The 17472-nt window shown below is 39.4% G+C and carries 16 protein-coding genes; 10 read left to right on the top strand and 6 right to left on the bottom strand.

Translation table 11 applies throughout. From position 1 onward, the window contains the following. On the top strand, positions 1 to 271 hold a 271-nt coding region (locus RMX98_RS34320; RefSeq protein ID WP_409882089.1), incomplete at its 5' end, for a hypothetical protein. Between the two features lie 60 nt (positions 272 to 331). Here the strand turns inward: RMX98_RS34320 and RMX98_RS34325 are convergent. The 3 genes from RMX98_RS34325 to RMX98_RS34335 all read right to left on the bottom strand — a co-directional run bounded on the left by RMX98_RS34325 (position 332) and on the right by RMX98_RS34335 (position 2774). After that, positions 332 to 1138 (bottom strand): pentapeptide repeat-containing protein, encoded by an 807-nt coding sequence (locus RMX98_RS34325; protein WP_322675679.1) that lies wholly within the window; start codon positions 1136 to 1138, stop codon positions 332 to 334. A gap of 10 nt (positions 1139 to 1148) precedes the next feature. Then, positions 1149 to 1790: a hypothetical protein gene (locus RMX98_RS34330; RefSeq protein ID WP_109009033.1), complete on the bottom strand. Its 642-nt coding sequence runs from the start codon at positions 1788 to 1790 to the stop codon at positions 1149 to 1151. 702 nt (positions 1791 to 2492) lie between these two features. Further along, positions 2493 to 2774, bottom strand: coding sequence for a hypothetical protein (locus tag RMX98_RS34335; protein WP_322675680.1), 282 nt, complete (start codon positions 2772 to 2774; stop codon positions 2493 to 2495). A gap of 157 nt (positions 2775 to 2931) precedes the next feature. Here RMX98_RS34335 and RMX98_RS34340 point away from each other — a divergent pair, with 157 nt between their 5' ends. The 5 genes from RMX98_RS34340 to RMX98_RS34360 all read left to right on the top strand — a co-directional run bounded on the left by RMX98_RS34340 (position 2932) and on the right by RMX98_RS34360 (position 7904). Next, positions 2932 to 3081: a microviridin/marinostatin family tricyclic proteinase inhibitor gene (locus tag RMX98_RS34340; protein WP_322675681.1), complete on the top strand. Its 150-nt coding sequence runs from the start codon at positions 2932 to 2934 to the stop codon at positions 3079 to 3081. Between the two features lie 220 nt (positions 3082 to 3301). Next, a complete protein-coding gene (locus RMX98_RS34345; RefSeq protein WP_322675682.1) occupies positions 3302 to 4279 on the top strand; it encodes an MvdC family ATP-grasp ribosomal peptide maturase in 978 nt (325 codons plus the stop codon). A 162-nt stretch (positions 4280 to 4441) separates the two neighbouring features. Then, positions 4442 to 5419, top strand: a complete 978-nt coding sequence (locus tag RMX98_RS34350; protein ID WP_322675683.1) for an MvdD family ATP-grasp ribosomal peptide maturase — start codon at positions 4442 to 4444, stop codon at positions 5417 to 5419. A gap of 14 nt (positions 5420 to 5433) precedes the next feature. Beyond that, positions 5434 to 5847 carry a hypothetical protein gene (locus tag RMX98_RS34355; protein WP_322675684.1) on the top strand — a complete coding sequence of 138 codons (414 nt, stop codon included), beginning with the start codon at positions 5434 to 5436 and terminating at the stop codon, positions 5845 to 5847. 47 nt (positions 5848 to 5894) lie between these two features. Beyond that, positions 5895 to 7904, top strand: coding sequence for an ABC transporter ATP-binding protein/permease (locus RMX98_RS34360; RefSeq protein ID WP_322675685.1), 2010 nt, complete (start codon positions 5895 to 5897; stop codon positions 7902 to 7904). A gap of 17 nt (positions 7905 to 7921) precedes the next feature. On the opposite strand, the gene RMX98_RS34365 is transcribed toward RMX98_RS34360, so the two are convergent. Beyond that, on the bottom strand, positions 7922 to 8062 hold the full coding sequence (locus RMX98_RS34365) for a hypothetical protein (RefSeq protein ID WP_322675686.1): 141 nt from the start codon (positions 8060 to 8062) through the stop codon (positions 7922 to 7924). A gap of 40 nt (positions 8063 to 8102) precedes the next feature. Between RMX98_RS34365 and RMX98_RS34370 the strand changes: the two genes are divergently transcribed. The 3 genes from RMX98_RS34370 (at position 8103) to RMX98_RS34380 (ending at position 13378) form a co-directional block, all read left to right on the top strand. Next, the gene (locus RMX98_RS34370) at positions 8103 to 9782 is read left to right on the top strand and encodes a GUN4 domain-containing protein (protein ID WP_322675687.1); all 1680 of its coding nucleotides are present in this window, start codon (positions 8103 to 8105) and stop codon (positions 9780 to 9782) included. A 62-nt stretch (positions 9783 to 9844) separates the two neighbouring features. After that, positions 9845 to 10276, top strand: coding sequence for a hypothetical protein (locus tag RMX98_RS34375; protein ID WP_322675688.1), 432 nt, complete (start codon positions 9845 to 9847; stop codon positions 10274 to 10276). 528 nt (positions 10277 to 10804) lie between these two features. Then, positions 10805 to 13378 carry a GAF domain-containing protein gene (locus RMX98_RS34380; protein WP_322675689.1) on the top strand — a complete coding sequence of 858 codons (2574 nt, stop codon included), beginning with the start codon at positions 10805 to 10807 and terminating at the stop codon, positions 13376 to 13378. Positions 13379 to 13562: 184 nt separating this feature from the next. Here the strand turns inward: RMX98_RS34380 and purN are convergent, their stop codons facing one another. Next, positions 13563 to 14225: a phosphoribosylglycinamide formyltransferase gene (purN, locus tag RMX98_RS34385; RefSeq protein ID WP_322675690.1), complete on the bottom strand. Its 663-nt coding sequence runs from the start codon at positions 14223 to 14225 to the stop codon at positions 13563 to 13565. Between the two features lie 304 nt (positions 14226 to 14529). Between purN and RMX98_RS34390 the strand changes: the two genes are divergently transcribed. After that, positions 14530 to 17064: a caspase, EACC1-associated type gene (locus tag RMX98_RS34390; protein ID WP_322675691.1), complete on the top strand. Its 2535-nt coding sequence runs from the start codon at positions 14530 to 14532 to the stop codon at positions 17062 to 17064. Between the two features lie 207 nt (positions 17065 to 17271). On the opposite strand, the gene RMX98_RS34395 is transcribed toward RMX98_RS34390, so the two are convergent. After that, positions 17272 to 17472: hypothetical protein (locus tag RMX98_RS34395; RefSeq protein WP_409882090.1), on the bottom strand; the 201-nt coding region annotated here is incomplete at its 5' end.

Raw genomic sequence — 17472 nt, forward strand, 5'->3', positions numbered from 1 at the left:
TGCGCCAACGGCTCCGCTCAGGGCAAGCCGCTCAGTGCATCGCTTGGCGGTAATCGAGCGACTTGCACTGAGTTTCGACACTTCGACAAGCTCAGTGCATCGCTTGGCGGTAATCGAGCGACTTGCACTGAGTTTCGACTACGCTCAACTATCGCGGCGTCGAAGTGAGTCGAGATTCAACTATCGCGCAGTCGTTGTGAGTCGAGATTCAGTGACCACCTGCCCCCCTGCAATCTCAATATGCTTTCTTAAATGCTTAACAGCTTATTGAGCAGTCTTGGGTAATTTTGCAGCGAAAATCAATCTAAACGTCAACTACTTTTTTTGTAAACTAATTATGCCTTGAAGCGTCAGGCATAATTGTTCCCTGAAGATTTACGTCGCTGAGGTTAGCTCCTCTAAGATCGGCTCCTCTAAGGTTAGCTCCTTTGAGATTGGCTCCTGCCAAATTTGCGCCTCTGAGGTTAGTCCAACTCAAGTCAGCTTGACTCAAGTTAGCTTCGCTGAAATTAGCCTGCAACAGGTATGCACCACTTAGGTGAGCCTTGTTCAGATTAGCTTTGTAAAGGTCAGCTTTATAAAGATAAGCTCCCAACACTTCTGCCTTGTACAAATTCGCTTCGCTAAGGTCAGCCGCAATCAAGTTAGCTTCAATCAGGTTGGCAAAAGAGAGATTAGTCCGCATCAACTTTGCTGCACCTAAATCGGCATTTCTCAAGTTAGCATCTCTCAAGTCAGTGCCAATTAGATTAGCAGATGCGATCGCAGCGCCTCTAAGATCCACCTCGCTCAAGTCAGATCCAATCAGATTGGCATGGCTCAAATCTGCGTGTGTAAGTATAGCACCACTCAAGTTAGCAACAGTGAAGTTAGCCGCGCTCAGGTTAGCTTCAACAAGTAAGGCTTTGTAGAGGTTAGCACTACTGAGGTCAGCACCACTGAGGTTTGCTCGCACGAGTAAAGCATGACCCAAATTTACTTTTCTCAAGTTTACCCCCTGAAGATTTGCGCCTCTGAGGTTATCGCCTTGCAGATTGGCAGCGCTGAGGTCTGGTTCAATCTGGGGATTTTTCTTTCTCCATTCAATCCATGTAACTGCACCTGCTTTGAGTAAAGCTAGATGCTCTCGATTTGCCATTTTCTCTCCTTTACTCCTGACGCCCACCCAAAGGATTTGCCCGACCAGCTACACTTTCAATGGCCGTTAACGCTCCTGCCGCTCCTGCTAGAATATCCTGTTCTTGTCCACCTAAGTAAAGCCGTCCAAAGCTACCTACAGCTTGGACTTCAAGAATGTTAATCCTCGCGGCTTTCTCCGCTTCATTGGCAGCCAGTGCGGCGTAAGCAGCTGGCTCAACTTCTAATACATATAGGGTTTGTCCTGCTAGTAGTAGCTGTCCCCGGCGGGTACGATTAATGAGTTGTGTTTGATAAGCATCGATGTTGCGGATAATCTGACTAGAAATTACACGCGGTTTGAGACATTCCTCTCTTCGGACTCCCAGTGCCGCCAAAATTGCTTGACCAGCAGCTCGCGTTTCACCTTGGGAGCTAGAATGAACTTCCAATAGTCCGTATAATCGTTCAACTACCTGTACTCCGGGACGGACAGAGGCAGATTTCAGAGCTATATCCGTAATCTTATTAATTTCGATACCAGGAGAGATTTCAATCCACAGTGATGTATCTCCAGGTAATGGTAAGAAGCCTTGGGCTACTGTTCCCATATATGCTGCATGTTGAGGTTGCAGGCTATCGAGAAATACGAAACTGCGTAGTTCTATTCCCAAGATTTTGCTCTCCAGTCGTGAGGGTAAAAGTTATCTATTGCAAGATATAAGCGCCTAACTTGCCAATATATGGTATATAGGAGCGCAAATTCTGTTTAACGGATCTACACCCGTGCATCAAATCGCAATCATAGAAGCCAATACTTATTGAGAAGATCCTTGTCGTCGTGGAATAAAATCTGCTTTGATCGCACGACATAATTTTTGTTCAACACGGCTGCTTTGTAAAATCTTGACCCTTTTACATTACCCCAGTTTTACACCAATCTATGAGTTGACGGATGAGTTTTTGACAGTGGACATTATTGTTGAGTAATATTTTCCTCACTCAGAACTCAGCAATGAGTAATGTAAACTGCTGTGACTGCCAATTCAAAAACCCTATCCGCCTTTATGCTTTGGGGTTCCTCTGCGATCGCCACAGGGTGTTGTAATATCTGTAGCATTAAAACTATTGACTTGGTTAAGGAAATAAATAGGCAATAGACAATAGGAAATAGGCAATAGGGAATAGGGAATAGACAATAGGCAATAGGCAATAGGCAACGGGAAAGAAGAAAGAAGGCTCCTAGTTGTATTGAGCTTTTTCAAAAATCAAATATGAGTCCTAAATGTAATCCTATTTGTCGCCACTCAGTTAAAATGGCAAAGAATGCAAGTGAAGATAATAGCTACTATTCTTAAACAAAATATGCCTAAAAGCTAAGGATTAGCTAATTTAAATAATCCACCGAACAAATATATAGGTGTTAGACCAATTGCAAAGGCGACAATGACAACTAACAACAATTTCTCAAAAATAAAGATAGTTGCGACTAGTAGTAAACAGATGAATATAGTCAGATAGTAAGGTGTATAATTTGCTGCGATCGCTTCTAGAATCAACGCTAAGGCTACCACGATTTGATTTTTCAAAAAATTACGAAATAATACGGTAAAAAATATAACTAGTTGTATAACATCAAACATATTGCTTCTTGCCATCGTTCGCATCTAATTCAAGGCTTTTTCGCCGAGATGAACCAAGATTTTTTCTATCGAGATAATATAAAAACCTTAACTGTCTTAACTGTCCTTGCTTATATATGCAATTAATGATACATATTAAATTGTTAAAATAAGTTCCCGTAGAGGAAATAGCATGTCTAGCAACGTAGTCAAAGCATTGGATATCCAAGTATTACCATTCTTTGCCCGCTTCTTGGTAGAAGAAAAACCTCCACAGCCACCAAATGAGACTCCTCCGCCAATCTATACTCTAAAGTATCCTTCAGATTGGGAAGATCGCTAAATATAGTAAGCTTCATCTGAAATTGAAGTAATCACAGTTATTTAATAACTGATAATTACTCATTGGAGCTTAATTGCTTTCATCTTAAAATATCCATAATATTGTGGCGATCGCCTGTAGTTTTAGCTCCCCGGCTTATCCAAGAAGCCGGGGATTTACAGAACAACTTTTTAGGTAATTCTTAGCATCTACCTCCTAAAATTAAAACCAGAAAATTTTTATGCACCTGTCGCGTGACGTTGTTTTATTAATCACCCACAGTGGTGATTTCTTCACAATAGATAGAGTGGCAGAAGCTTTGTTAAAAAAAGGGGCACAACCATTTCGCTTCGACACCGATAAGTTTCCCCTAGAAGTACAATTGACAGCACATTTTGACAAATCCAAAAGCTATCACAGGCTGGAATACGGGACACACTCTATCAGCACAGAGCAGGTGCAAGCTGTTTGGATGCGACGGATATGGGAACCAGAATTGACTAAAGAATTGGCTCCCCAGTACCGACAAGCTTGCATTAGAGAATCACAAGCAACCTTAGATGGTTTTTGGGATAGCTTGAAAGGTGCTAGGTGGGTTGATGATTTGGAGCGGATAAATATTGCACATAACAAGCTGCGCCAACTGCGGATTGCATCTGAAGTGGGTTTTGTCATCCCCCAGACTCTAATCACTAACAAAGCTGAATCAGCACGGGAGTTTTTTCACCAAGTCAACGGCAAAATGGTGAGTAAGTTATTAACTGCTCTTTCCCACACTATGGAATCCACTTCTTTCTTTCTTTACACCAGTGTTGTCAAAGAAGAAGATTTGCTTGATGCCGAATCACTGCGCTATTGTCCAATGGTTTTTCAAGAGCAAATCCCTAAGCATTCGGAATTGCGGGTAGTGTATGTGGATGGCAATGTATTTGTTGGAGCGCTTGATGCGTCGGTTTACACGGCATCTAAAGTTGATTGGCGTAAACCTGGTGTTGAGACTGGTTCATGGCAGCACCATCAGCTTCCTGATCGAGTCGTTCGTCGTCTTCAAGCCTTTATGGATAAATTTGGGCTGTTGTTTGGAGCTTTAGATTTTATTCTCACACCATCAGGAGAATATGTCTTTTTGGAAGTTAACCCCATCGGAGAGTGGGGAATGCTGGAGAAAGATTTAGACTTGCCGATTTCAAGTGCGATCGCAAACGCTCTTATTCCCTAGAAAGCAGGAGAAGGCTTGTAGTAAGTTAAGTACTATAGCGCAAGAGGTAAGAGGTAAGAGGCAAGAGGCAATAGGTAAGAAGCCTGTTTGAGTTGTACTGAATTTTTTCAAAAATCAAATATGAGTCCTAATAGTCGTAAGCACTTTAGTTAAAAATATTCTATGACAGTATTAATTATTACTTTTAGTCAAGACAACGAAAGCATTCCTCTAGTAATCAAAGAAATTGAGGCTAAAGGAGAGAAAGCATTTCGTTTTGACACAGATAGATATCCCACGGAAGTGAAGTTGGATATTTACCACGGTGATTTTGAGCGGGTAATTATTACTGATGGCGAACAGCAGCTAGATTTGAGTGAAGTCTCCTCCGTCTGGTATCGGCGGATGCGCTACGGAGCAAAAATTCCTGAGACGATGGACAAGCAATTTAGAGACGCTTCAATAGCAGAAACTCGCCGCACTGTTAGGGGGATGATTGCCAGTCTGAAAGCATTTCACCTCGACAAAATGTCAAATGTCGATGTAACCAATAATAAACAACTACAGTTGCAAGTCGCACGAGAGGTTGGCCTTGTGACTCCGCGCACTCTGACTTCAAACAATCCAGAGGCCGTGAAGCAATTTGCTCAAGAGTGTCAACAGGGTATCATCACCAAAATGCTTTCTTCCTTTGCCATCTATGACAATCAGGGACGAGAAAACGTTGTGTTCACTAGTCCAATTACAGATGACGATCTGGAAAATCTTGAAGGATTGCGTTTTTGTCCGATGACGTTTCAGGAAAACGTGCCAAAGGCGCTAGAGTTGCGGACAACTATTGTCGGACACCGCGTATTTACTGCCGCAGTAGATTCCCAGAGTTTATCAGGAGCCACTTATGATTGGCGCAAAGAAGGGAAAGCCTTAGTTAAGAATTGGCAACCCTACAATTTGCCGACAGATGTTGAGAAAAAGCTTCTCCAACTGATGGCTTATTTTGGCTTAAACTATGGAGCGATCGATATTATCGTCACACCCGATGAGCGGCACGTATTCCTTGAAGTCAATCCAGTTGGAGAATTTTTCTGGATGGAAATGTTTTCACCACACTTCCCGATTTCTGGTGCGATCGCTGAAATTCTGCTGACTAATAAAAATTAGGATATGGAGCATAAATGGACGAAATTGTGAAAAAACTGGCTGGTCTGGGTCTTCCCGGAGTAATCTTGGTGATTTTAACAGCTGCATCAGGGGGTAGTTCCGCCGCCGTTGCTGCTACTCTCACAGCGTTAGGAGGGCCCTTTGGCATCCTTGGAGCTATAGCCTTGCTTGGTTTAATAACAGTTGTGGGAGATATTGTCGCCGGATATGGAATTGAAGCCATTCTTCAGGCCATCTATGCAGAACGTAGTAAAACCGAATCGGTAAAATTTCTTCTGAAAGAAATTAAAGATTTACCCATTACAGAAGAGCTAAAACTAAAGCTAAAAAACCAACTTTGCCCAGAAATGATTATTGATTATAAAGAGGTTAAGACTCTCAAAACAATTGAAATCATGGCGGTGATTATTAAATTCCAGTGGCATTAACTTAAGTGATGATTTAACTCAAATAATAACCACTATATTTTTAGAATATGCAAGCTCAAGTTTTTCGCGATCAAGCCTCAAATAATCCTCTTGTGGCTTTCACCCAATTTTTGCGCGATGTCAGAGCGATCGCCGGATCTTACTGGTATCCAACAGAGCCAGCAGGCAGAGCATTTTCAGATGTGATTCGCGCATGGGGAATGCTTATTTTCTTAATCTTATTAATAATTGCACTCGTGGCCGTTACGGCCTCTGGCAGCTTCTTAAATCGCTATGTACTTAATATCGTCATTGAAGAAAAAGATATTTCTAAGTATATTGGTACGTTGTGGATTTCCATACTTGTGATTGTTGTGGAAACACTTTTGATAGCATCTTCTAAGTTAGTCAGAAAAAAAATTGCTCTTGATTGGTACAAATGGCTAAATAATCACACTTTAGAAAAGTATTTTAGCAATCGAGCCTATTATAAAATAAATTTTAAATCCGATATTGATAATCCAGATCAACGTCTATCCCAAGAAATCGAACCCATTACCAGTAATGCTCTCAATTTTTCAGCTACTTTTCTAGAGAAAATCTTACAAATAACCAGTTTTTTAGTAATTATTTGGACAATTTCGCCACAAATTGCCCTTCTTCTGGTTGTTTATACAATCATAGGTAATTTAATTGCTATTTACTTGAATCAAAAAGCAAGTAAGATTAATCAAGAAGAACTTGAAGTGAAAGCTGACTACAGATATGCACTCACTCATGTTCGCAATCATGCAGAATCGATAGCTTTTTTTCAGGGAGAAAATCAAGAAGCAAATATAATTCAACGCAAATTTAATAATATCGAAAAAAATGCAGAACGGAGACTGAATTGGGAGATAAATCAGGATATTTTTAACAGAGCATATCAGTCTGCTATTACCGTATTTTCGATGTTTGTACTCACACCTTTATTTATTGAAGATAAAATTGATTTTGGTGAGATTAACCAGATTAGTTTAGCTTGTTTCATGTTTTCTAATGCTCTGGGACAATTAATAAGTGAATTTGGAGCTTCAGGAAGATTTTCTAGTTATGTTGAACGTTTATCTCAGTTGACAGATGCCTTAGAGGCTGTTACCAAAAAACCAGAGAAAGTTAGTACGATTAAAACAATCGAAGAAAACCGTTTGGCTTTTGAGAATGTCACCTTACAAACGCCAAACTATGAGCAAGTGATTGTCGAAGACTTGTCACTGTCTGTTCCGCCAGGAGAAGGTTTATTGATTGTTGGGCCGAGTGGTCGAGGTAAAAGTTCTCTATTAAGAGCGATCGCTGGTTTATGGAATGCAGGAAGTGGCCGTCTGTTGCGACCTCCTTCAGAAGAAGTGTTGTTTTTGCCCCAACGTCCCTATATAATTTTGGGAACTTTGCGCGAACAGTTACTCTATCCTCATACAACTCGTCAAATGAGCGACGCAGAACTCAAAGAAGTTTTGCAACAAGTTAACCTCCAAAACGTGGTGACAAAAGTTGGCGGCTTTGATGCAGAACTTCCTTGGGAGAATATATTATCATTAGGCGAACAACAACGCCTAGCCTTTGCACGATTGTTAGTTACTCATCCTAGCTTCACTATACTAGATGAAGCAACAAGTGCTTTAGATTTAAATAACGAAGAAAGTTTATATCAAAAGTTAAAACAAAGTCAAACAACTTTTATCAGCGTTGGACATCGTGAGAGCCTGTTTAATTATCATCAATGGGTTCTGGAACTTTCAGAAGATTCTAGTTGGCAACTTTTGACTGTGCATGATTATCAGTTGCAAAAAGCAATTGCTACTAATTCACCCAAAAATGGTCAAGTGAATAGAGATAATTTATCCAATCATCAATCCCAAATAAGACCAGAAATAGGCACAAGTGAAAAGCTCTCTCATCAAGAAATGAATACATTAACAAATTATTCACTTAGCAGTATCAGAAGCAAGGCTAGTGGAGGTAAGTCCATAACTACTAAAGATGGCTTGACATACCACTATGACAAAGACCCGAAGGTGTTGAAATGGGTGAGAGTTTAGTGACTAATCATACTTTGTTAACCAGGTATAGTAAAAGTTACACCCGGATGCGATGCAGATAATTTAAGTTCAAAGCGGATAATAGAAAAAATCGGAATGTGGCTGATAGAAGCACGAGGTAAGATGTTGATATGGGAATTATCCAAAACAGAAATCATAGAGTAATTGTGTCTGTTCAAATTTTTTATAATCAAAATTATGCTAACTAAACAGCAAAGACAACTAATTACTTATAAAACTATTTCAATTTATGAGCGAACCTATCAATTACCAGTTTTAAAAAATAACGCTGTCCAGACTGTTCAGAAAAAAATTATAGAACGTCAAAAATTAATTAAAGAGGGTGTTCGATATCATTATCAGCTTGGCGGTATAATTAAGCGCAAAGAAGATATTAGTCAGGAAGAAATTTTTGAAGAAATTCAATTATTCATTAAGGACTACACTCACATAATTGATTTTATAGAATTTTATAAGGATAGCTATCATGGTTTTTTGTTAACACTTGTGGATGACTTAAAAAATTTATTCAAACAAAAATATTTAGAAATTAAAAGTTTAGAAGATGAAAGAATAAAGTTAGAAATAAAAAACCATAAAAATCTGAAAATCCTTAATGAGCTAAAATGGGAAAAGCAAGAAAATTTTAAAGCAGTTCTGCTGTTAAGCAATACTTATTTTTTAATGTTAGAAAAAATAAACTTGCTTGGCGAAGGAATTAAAAAACTTACAGAAGATAACAAAAATCAAAAAGAAATTGTTCAGCAAATAGTTAAAGATTTAGAAGTTTATCAAGAAATTTACGAATATCAAAGAAAAGCCTATAAAATTCGTCAAGAGATAGCCAAAATTGCCCACACCGCAATCAATTTTGAAAGTTTTTTACAAGATTATTTTAGTCCTTTTCAATCTTTAATAGATGAAGTTGTAAAAATAGATGAATATTTTTACTCAACTGTTGGAGATATTAAAAATCTAGGGGACAATATTTTAAAGTATCAATCAAATTTATTTAACCTTGAAGACAACGAGACTATCTCTGAAACTTTTCTCGATTTTATGGTGACAAGTTATGAGAAAAAAGCCAGATTAAAAGATGCTTTTATTCAATCTCAATTATTAAATTGGCAAATTCATAATTTTGACTTGAACGAAAATAGTGTCTTTTTAGATAAGGGTATTGATTTAATATCTAACTATATATCCAAGCAACTCACCGATCAAAGAAAAGTGTTAGGAATAGCAGAAGTAAATGTTTCTACAGCACCTATATCTGCTGTTGAAGAAACACAATTGCTTAAACTAACTAATAATAATGTTACGTTAAAAAAAGAATTGTCTAGCAATAAAAATATTGGTTATACCCAATTGCAGAATCTCCTAGCGCAGCATAAATGGAAAGAAGCTGACATTGAAACTACCAAATTAATGCTAAAAGTTATGAAAAAAAATTATTGGAATGAAGTTTATCAGGAAGATATTGATAACTTTTCTTGTCAAGACCTCCACACCATTGATCAACTTTGGGAAGAATATAGTTATGGCTATTTCGGCTTCAGTATTCAGCAAACTATCTGGAGCCAAATGGGTGGTCAAGTAGACTATGAAACAGAAAAGAGGCTCGGCGATCGCCTTGGTTGGCGAAAAGAAGGAAGCTGGTTAGACTATGAGCAACTAACTTTTAAATTGTCCCCTATGACACCGATGGGACACCTACCAGCCAAATGGTTACACTATGACCAAGATAGCTTGGAATTATCCCCAAAATCATCTACAGAACACCTTTCAATGGGAGCTTGGCGGGTAAAGTCTTGGTTAGTTTGGCAAATGCACTTATTCTTTTCTCGTACAAAAACTTGTAACAAAATTTTTCTATAATTGAATCGCGCATCTATTAATAATAGTAAAAATTACACTTAACGCTAATCTTGAGGATAGATATGAGTAATAGTAAGCATTCTGATATAGAAATAGAAATTTTACTTTTGGGGAAATGGCGTTTTGATACGCATTCCGAAAAAATCACTATTGAATTTAAAGATGATATGACTTATGAAGAAACCAAGATTCAAATACTCCTTTTCTCTAGACCTAAAGAACTTCTAACAGGTAATAAATTTACTGGTGTCTGGTACGTAAGTCAAAAGAAATTGTATTTAAATGTTAAAACTATGCCAAAATCGTTTTTTAATTTTAAGATCCCACTAGCTTTTAAAATTTCTCTTGCAGATATAGTAGGTACTTTTGGTTCTGTATTTATGCCAGAAAGTTATGAAGTTATTAGAATTAATAGTTCTAAGTTTCTCATCAAGGATGAAAAGGAAAAGCAATCAATTATTGGCACAAAATTAAATAATACTTGGAAGTACTAGAACTGATGAAGATTACTGAGTTTAAATAGTGTCCGTAGGGAGCGGGACTAATATCTACGCAGCTCAGTATTAAGTACTTTTTTCTACCAGTACTGAGTAATGTAAAATAGGCCGCAAAGCATACACTTAAACGCCAACTCCTTCCCCGCTACGTGAACCCAAGCAAGCTGAGTAGTAAGCTTTTTGACAGAAGAGAGACTTAAAAAACTTATTATCGTGTTGCTCTATAAAAAAGAAAGATTATTTGGGTGTCTTGGGAGAAAACGGCAACGCCTGATGAGAAAATAAGACATTCAAACAAAGCGATATCTACGATGGGCTACGCCTACGCTATTAAATTGTTAACAAGCCTGTTAATCAGATCCATTTTTTACATTCAAAGGTAATTAAGCCCTTATGTGGCATAACCTAGAAGGTTAATGCCTTAAAATACTCCTGTAAGCCAGTCCTGATTTAATAAGTTTTGTGTAGAATTTGGTGGTGAGGTTATTTACTTGATTCTTAATTGCAGTAACCCAGGTTTTATTTATGAGTCAGTCTTTTTCTCAAAACCAAGCAAGACGAAATCGTAAACAAAGACTGTGGCAACAAAAATGGAGTTTAAAGACTAAAGCAATAGTTTTGGCACTAAGTATTAGTGCTCTACCTATAGTTGCAATTGGAACAGCTACTTACTATTGTGGTGTTAATTTAATCACCAAACAAATTCCGCAAGTCAGAGAAGAGAGTTCAAAAAGTTCAACAGAAACTGAACTTGCTCTACAAAGACAACTGTCACTATTGTTAACTGGTATGGGAGTGACAGCAACTTTCGTAGGTGCGATCGCTGTTTTTGTAACAAATCGAGTTACTAGTCGAGTCAGCAAGGCAGCTGCAATCTCTAATAATATCAAAAATAAGCTACGTCCAGACAGTGAATTTACTCAAGTTTTCATTGCTAGCGAAGATGAATTAGTGATATTAGAGAGAAATATCACCTTATTCACACAATTGCTTTCAGTTTTGATCCAAGAGAAAGAAGCCGAAGCGGATTACTCCCAACTATTAATTAAAGTTACCCGTTGGATTCGAGAATCATTTAATGAAGAAGATGTTCTCAAAACTACCTCAGAAGAAATTCGTAAAGCTTTAAGCATCGATCGCGTAACCATTTTTTGCTTCAACTCTAACTGTAATGGAACCTTTATCGCCGAATCTGTAACACCTGGTTTACCAAAAATATTAGGGGTTACAGTCTCTGACCCTGGATACGAGATAGAGTATATAGAAAAATACCAAAATGGTTTTATCCGTGCTATTGATAATATCTATCAAGCCGATCTCAGTGATAGTGATATTGAGTTGTTAGAGCAATTTGCTGTCAAATCTAATTTAGTAGCACCTATTGTCAAAGGCAAACAGCTATTTGGTTTATTGATTGCACATCAGTGTTCTAGAATTCGCTTTTGGCAGCAGTCTGAAATTGATTTGTTCGCTCAGATTGCGGTACAAATAGGATTCGCCCTTGACTATACCAAGCTTCTACAACAGGTAGATACGAAAGCAGATAAAGCTCAGATATTTATCGAAATTACCCGCAGCATTCGCCAATCGCTCAACGAAGAGGATGTGATCAAAACCACCGTGGAAGAGGTTCGCAAAGCACTAAGTACTGACCGCGTGCTGGTTTATAGCTTTAGCGCTAATTGGTCTGGAATTGTGATTGCAGAATCAGTAGTTCCAGGTTATCCCAAAGTTTTGCGGTCTGAAATCCAAGACCCATGTTTTGCTCAGGATTATGTAGAAAAGTATCAATCTGGTCGTGTTCAAGCCATAAATAACATTTATGAAGCTGGTTTGCGTGATTGTCATATTAACCTGCTCGAATCTTTTGGTGTGAAAGCAAATTTGGTCGCACCCATTCTCAAAGATGAACAGCTGTTTGGCTTATTAATTGCACATCAATGCTCCAGACCCCGTGATTGGCAACAGTCTGAGATTGATTTATGTAGCCAGATAGCAATGGAAGTGGGATTTGCTCTCGACCATGCTAGACTCTTGCAACGAATCGAGGCTGAAGGTGTGCAAAGTCAGTTACTAGCGGATACTATCGGCATTATTCGCCAATCGCTCAACGAAGAGGATGTCTTAAAAACTACCGTAGAAGAGGTTCGTAAAGTACTGAGTACAGACCGAGTTATGGTTTATAGTTTGAATGGTGATTGGTCTGGAACTGTGATTGCCGAATCAGTTGTTCTCACCTACCCAAAAGTTTTGCGATCTGAAATCCAAGACCTATATTTTGCTCAAGGCTATGTAGAAGAGTATCAGTCTGGTCGCGTTTTAGCAATAAACAATATTTATGAAGCCGGTTTGGCTGATTATCACATTAACCTACTCGAATCCTTTGCTGTGAAAGCAAATTTAGTGGCTCCCATTCTTAAGGATGAACAGCTATTTGGCTTATTAATTGCACATCATTGCTCCAAACCTCGTGATTGGCAACAGTCTGAGATTGATTTATTTGGCCAGATAGCGATGCAAGTAGGATTTGCTCTCGATCATGCCAGACTCCTGCAACGAATCGAAGCTGAAAGTAGGCGAAGTCAGTTACTGGTGGATATTACCCGCAGCATTCGCCAATCGCTTAACGAAGAGGATGTGATCAAAACCACTGTAGAAGAAGTTCGCAAAGCACTGAGTGTTGACCGAGTATTGGTTTATAGTTTTTACGCTAATTGGTTCGGAATTATAATTGCTGAATCAGTAGTTCCAGGTTATCCCAAAGTTTTGCGCTCTAAAATTTATGACCCCTGTTTTACTGAAAACTATGTAGAAAAGTACCAGTCTGGTCGCGTTGTCGCAACAAACAACATTTATGAGGCCGGTTTAGCTGATTGTCACATTAGCCTGCTCGAATCTTTTGGTGTAAAAGCAAATTTAGTCGCACCCATTATCAAAGATCAGCAGCTATTTGGCTTGTTAATTGCACATCAGTGTTCTGAACCCCGTGAGTGGCAACAGCCTGAGATTGATTTATTTACCCAGATAGCCATGCAAGTAGGATTTACTCTCGATCATGCTAGGCTTCTACAAGCGTATGAAGCTAACTCTGATGAATAATTTTGTGGGAAAGTATGTTAATTGAGTACCGCCGTTATCAGCAATACTCAATCAACATCTCATCGTTCTATGGCGGTTTTAGGATGTATGCAATAGAATTTGACCTTTTTCCCGTAAAAGGAGCTATGGAAAGGGTTGGAGGTTGGTCTGTATTAGACTCAACTGAAAAGCTATCTATGTATTTTTACGCTAGATTTAGTGTATTTTTTGGGGAAGAAGCTGCTAGAGCGATCGCCATTGGCAAAATTCGATGTTCCTGAATTTGAATCCTGGCGTGGAGTGTTTCTGCTGTATCATCCGGCAGTACTGGTACTGCGGCTTGCATTAATATTGGGCCACTGTCCATTTCTAAACAAGCTATATGCGCTGTACAACCAGTGATTTTTACTCCACACGCTAAGGCTTGTTCTACAGCATGGATTCCCTTGAAACTAGGTAACAAACTAGGATGGATATTAATAATTTTATCAGGAAAAGCATGGATAAAAACTGATGTTAATAATCGCATCCAACCTGCCAAAATTACCCATTCCACATCGTAGTGCCGCAATGTCTGCACAATTTTTTCATCAAACTCTTCTCGATTTTTATAGTTGCGGTGATTCAATAAAACAGCTTCTACACCTCTATTAGTTGCTTTTACGGCTGCTTTCGCCGAGGGGTTATTGTAAATTAAAACTTGAATTTGGGCATTTAGTTGTCCATCTTGGATAGCTTGGGCAACTACATCAAAATTGCTGCCATTCCCAGAAGCCATAATTCCCAGTTTTAAAGGGGCGACTTGTTGGTAAACATCGCTAATGCTGGGAGAAACCAAGCTCAGGGTAGAATCAGGGCGGAGGGTCATAACAGCTAAGAGGGTTAATTATAGATGCAAAAAAATATACTAAGTCATGGTTGGATAATGATACAGTAGCTGCCTAGATTTTTATCACATAAATAAGTAAAATTTCATCTGATTCGTTGGCAATGTCTCTTTTCAGGTTGCGATGTCTACGACGGGCTGTTCGGTGTCGCTTGATTAAATTTTGCTGTAAAGATTTAACTCATACTCGTCCAATTGATATAAGTGATACTCTAATACTTAGTATGAAGAGAACAACACAGAGATTAAAGCAACAGAAGATTTGATTGCAGCATAGGTGAGTTAAATGGCAAAGGTAGCGTTGCTGATTGGGGTCAGTGAGTATGAGCCAGGGCTGAACCCGTTGCCCAGTGCAGTTAGAGATGTAGAAGCAGTGTGTGAGGTGCTGCTGCATCCAGAGATAGGCGGATTTGCTGCGTCAGATATTACCCTGCTAAAAAATCCTGAACGGCAAGTTGTAGAAATTGCGATCGAAACGTTGTTTTCCGGTCGGTACAAGGATGATTTGCTGCTGCTGTACTTTTCGGGACACGGCATCAAAGACGATCGCGGTAGGCTGTATCTGGCAACTCGTAACACCAGTAAGACGCGGCAGGGCGAATTGATTCGCTCAACGTCGGTGTCTGCCAATTTCATTCACGATCGCATGAGCGAAAGCCGCTCCCGTCGGCAGGTTGTGATCCTAGATAGCTGCTTTAGTGGAGCATTTGCTGAGGGAATGTCTGCCAAAGATGACGGCACGATTGACATTCGGGAGCAGTTAGGCGGTGAAGGACAAGCAGTATTGACTTCTTCTACTTCGACTCAATACTCCTTTGAGGAACAAGGGCAAGATTTATCGATTTACACTCGTTTTTTGATTGAAGGTATTAAGTCGGGAGAAGCCGATCGCGATCAAGATGAGTTTATTTCAATCGATGAACTCCATGAATACGCCAGTCAGAAGGTGCGAGAACTTCAACCTGCAATGAAGCCGGAGATTTATGCAATTCGAGAAGGCTTTAAGATTCGACTGACAAAGGTAGCTCCGGGTGATCCCAGACAGCGATATCGTAAAGAGGTAGCGCGATTTATTCATCGAGGTGAAATTTCCCTTGTTGGTCGTCGCACATTGGATTATCAGAGGACTCGCTTGGGATTGGAGATAGCTGAGGCGAAGACGATCGAAGATGAGGTTTTGGAACCGTACCGCAACGAGTTTCGGGAAAAACTTCAGCAGTATCGGCAGGTGTTCACTGAACTACTAGAGCGAGATGAGATAATTACCGATAGCGATCGCCACGATTTGCAAAATCTCCAGCAAATTTTGGGGTTGCGGAATGAGGACACAATGCCAATTGAGGCACTAGTGACTGCACGGTTTAAGACACATCAGCAAAATCTGCAAACATATCAACAAGCGTTTACAACGGCACTGCGGCAGGAGTTTCCCCTGAGTGCAGCAAGCCGCGATCGCTTACGGCAAACTCAGCAGCAATTAGAGCTTGCGGATAGAGATATTAGGGAAATTGAATCTCAGATTACGGCTGAGGTAGAGGCATATCGCCAGAAACTCCATGATTACGAAGGGCTGTTTTTTACTGCGACGCAGCAAGAATATCCTCTCAGCGAGGCAACCCGGAATGATTTACGTCAACAGCAGCAACGCTTGGAACTGAGTGATGTAGATGTTGCACCAATTGAAGCGCAAATCACAACCCAGATTGAAAGCTATCATCAAAAACTCCAGCAGTATGAGCAGGCGTTTGTGAAGGCGACGCAGCGTAAGCATTATCCAGATGAGGTGACGCGGAAGCAGTTGCAGCAAACTTGGCAAACTTTGGGGTTGAGTGATAGAGATGTGGGTGCGATCGAGAGGCGGATTAATGCGGAGATTGAAACGTATCAAGCAAACTTGCGGCAATATGAGCAGGAGTTTACAGAAGCTGTTGGGCAACAATATCCGCTCAGTGCTTTCAAACGCTCTCAACTAACGCAACGTCATCAAGCGTTGAATCTGACTGCTGAGAATGTGACTGCAATTGAAAATCCAATTGTTGCTGCCTTAGAAGAACATCGGCAAAAGCTTCAGCAATATGAACAGGTGTTTAGAGAGTCAATTCAGTTTGAATATCCTCTTAGTGATGTTACTCGTGAAGAGCTACAGCGATTTCAAGATATTTTAGAGCTTTCTGCTCAGGAAGTAGCGCAGATTGAAGCGAAATTAATTGAAAAGAGTGAGGCGATCGTAGAAGTTTTTCCTCCAGAAAGTAAAATTAAACAAGACAATCAGGTTGTACCACAAGAAGTTGTACAAAAATCAATTGAAGTATTGGAACCGCAGAACAGAAATAATCAAAACTTAGAACAATTACATAAAAATATAATTAACACAATAATTGCTGCAATTGCTGGTTCTAGCATTCTTGTTTTGTCAATAGGCTATATTTCAACGTTTACTAATAAAAATACAGTTGTCAGTCCATTAAGTGGTGAAGAGAAGTTAACTCAATCAACCAGTGGAGAGAACTTACCAATTCTAGATCAAGTTATTCAATTTCCAGGTAAGCCAATATCTAAGAGTTATTATGAAGTGAATGTAGTTACCGATCAACAAGTTAATTCCTTAAATAATTTGTTTAAAAAATTTAAAAAAGTAAATAATTCATTTGAACCTGTAGAACCAGGTAGTGCAACGGAGCTTCAAGAATGGAATGCTCTTTGCATTGGTGAGGGATTTCCATCAACATGCTCCAGATCGGCGAGTCATGAGATTATAAGCCTCGGTTATGGAGCAAAAAAGTTATTTATTTCTAGGGGTTGGGTTATTTACAAACGATAAACTTGTCATAAAACTTATAACCCATTCCTGCCAAGGGTTTAAAAGCTTATTTGTATGTCTTTAAACAACGCAGTAATAAGGTTTTAACATAGTGGGAAAGATTTTGTGTAGGTTGGGTTGAACTTTAGTGTTACCCAACATCATCAAGGCTTGTTTGGGTTTCCTTCCTCAAGCAAACCTACAATTATCGCTAGCTGAACCGTATTGCTATATAGAGATAATTATGAACCAAGAGCAAACCCCAAGCGATCGCCTCAGAAGTTCAGCTATTCCACAGCATACAGATACCTGGAAGTCGTGTTGAAGTACTTCAAAGTCGTTTTGAGGTACTTCGAAGTCGTTTTGAGGTACTTCAAAGTCGTTTTGAGGTACTTCAAAGTCGTTTTGAGGTACTTCAAAGTCGTTTTG

Source organism: Nostoc sp. DedQUE02 (assembly GCF_034531035.1).
In the GTDB taxonomy this organism is placed as follows: Bacteria; Cyanobacteriota; Cyanobacteriia; order Cyanobacteriales; family Nostocaceae; genus Nostoc.

What these genes read in the sequence shown, in the direction of transcription:
- RMX98_RS34350 (WP_322675683.1), top strand. Translation starts at nt 4,442, where the DNA reads ATGACAGTATTAATTATTACTTTTAGTCAAGACAACGAAAGCATTCCT.
- RMX98_RS34360 (WP_322675685.1), top strand. Translation starts at nt 5,895, where the DNA reads ATGCAAGCTCAAGTTTTTCGCGATCAAGCCTCAAATAATCCTCTTGTG.
- RMX98_RS34365 (WP_322675686.1), bottom strand. Translation starts at nt 8,062, where the DNA reads ATGATTTCTGTTTTGGATAATTCCCATATCAACATCTTACCTCGTGCT.
- RMX98_RS34390 (WP_322675691.1), top strand. Translation starts at nt 14,530, where the DNA reads ATGGCAAAGGTAGCGTTGCTGATTGGGGTCAGTGAGTATGAGCCAGGG.
- RMX98_RS34325 (WP_322675679.1), bottom strand. Translation starts at nt 1,138, where the DNA reads ATGGCAAATCGAGAGCATCTAGCTTTACTCAAAGCAGGTGCAGTTACA.
- RMX98_RS34375 (WP_322675688.1), top strand. Translation starts at nt 9,845, where the DNA reads ATGAGTAATAGTAAGCATTCTGATATAGAAATAGAAATTTTACTTTTG.
- RMX98_RS34340 (WP_322675681.1), top strand. Translation starts at nt 2,932, where the DNA reads ATGTCTAGCAACGTAGTCAAAGCATTGGATATCCAAGTATTACCATTC.
- purN (WP_322675690.1), bottom strand. Translation starts at nt 14,225, where the DNA reads ATGACCCTCCGCCCTGATTCTACCCTGAGCTTGGTTTCTCCCAGCATT.
- RMX98_RS34380 (WP_322675689.1), top strand. Translation starts at nt 10,805, where the DNA reads ATGAGTCAGTCTTTTTCTCAAAACCAAGCAAGACGAAATCGTAAACAA.
- RMX98_RS34335 (WP_322675680.1), bottom strand. Translation starts at nt 2,774, where the DNA reads ATGGCAAGAAGCAATATGTTTGATGTTATACAACTAGTTATATTTTTT.
- RMX98_RS34345 (WP_322675682.1), top strand. Translation starts at nt 3,302, where the DNA reads ATGCACCTGTCGCGTGACGTTGTTTTATTAATCACCCACAGTGGTGAT.
- RMX98_RS34370 (WP_322675687.1), top strand. Translation starts at nt 8,103, where the DNA reads ATGCTAACTAAACAGCAAAGACAACTAATTACTTATAAAACTATTTCA.
- RMX98_RS34355 (WP_322675684.1), top strand. Translation starts at nt 5,434, where the DNA reads ATGGACGAAATTGTGAAAAAACTGGCTGGTCTGGGTCTTCCCGGAGTA.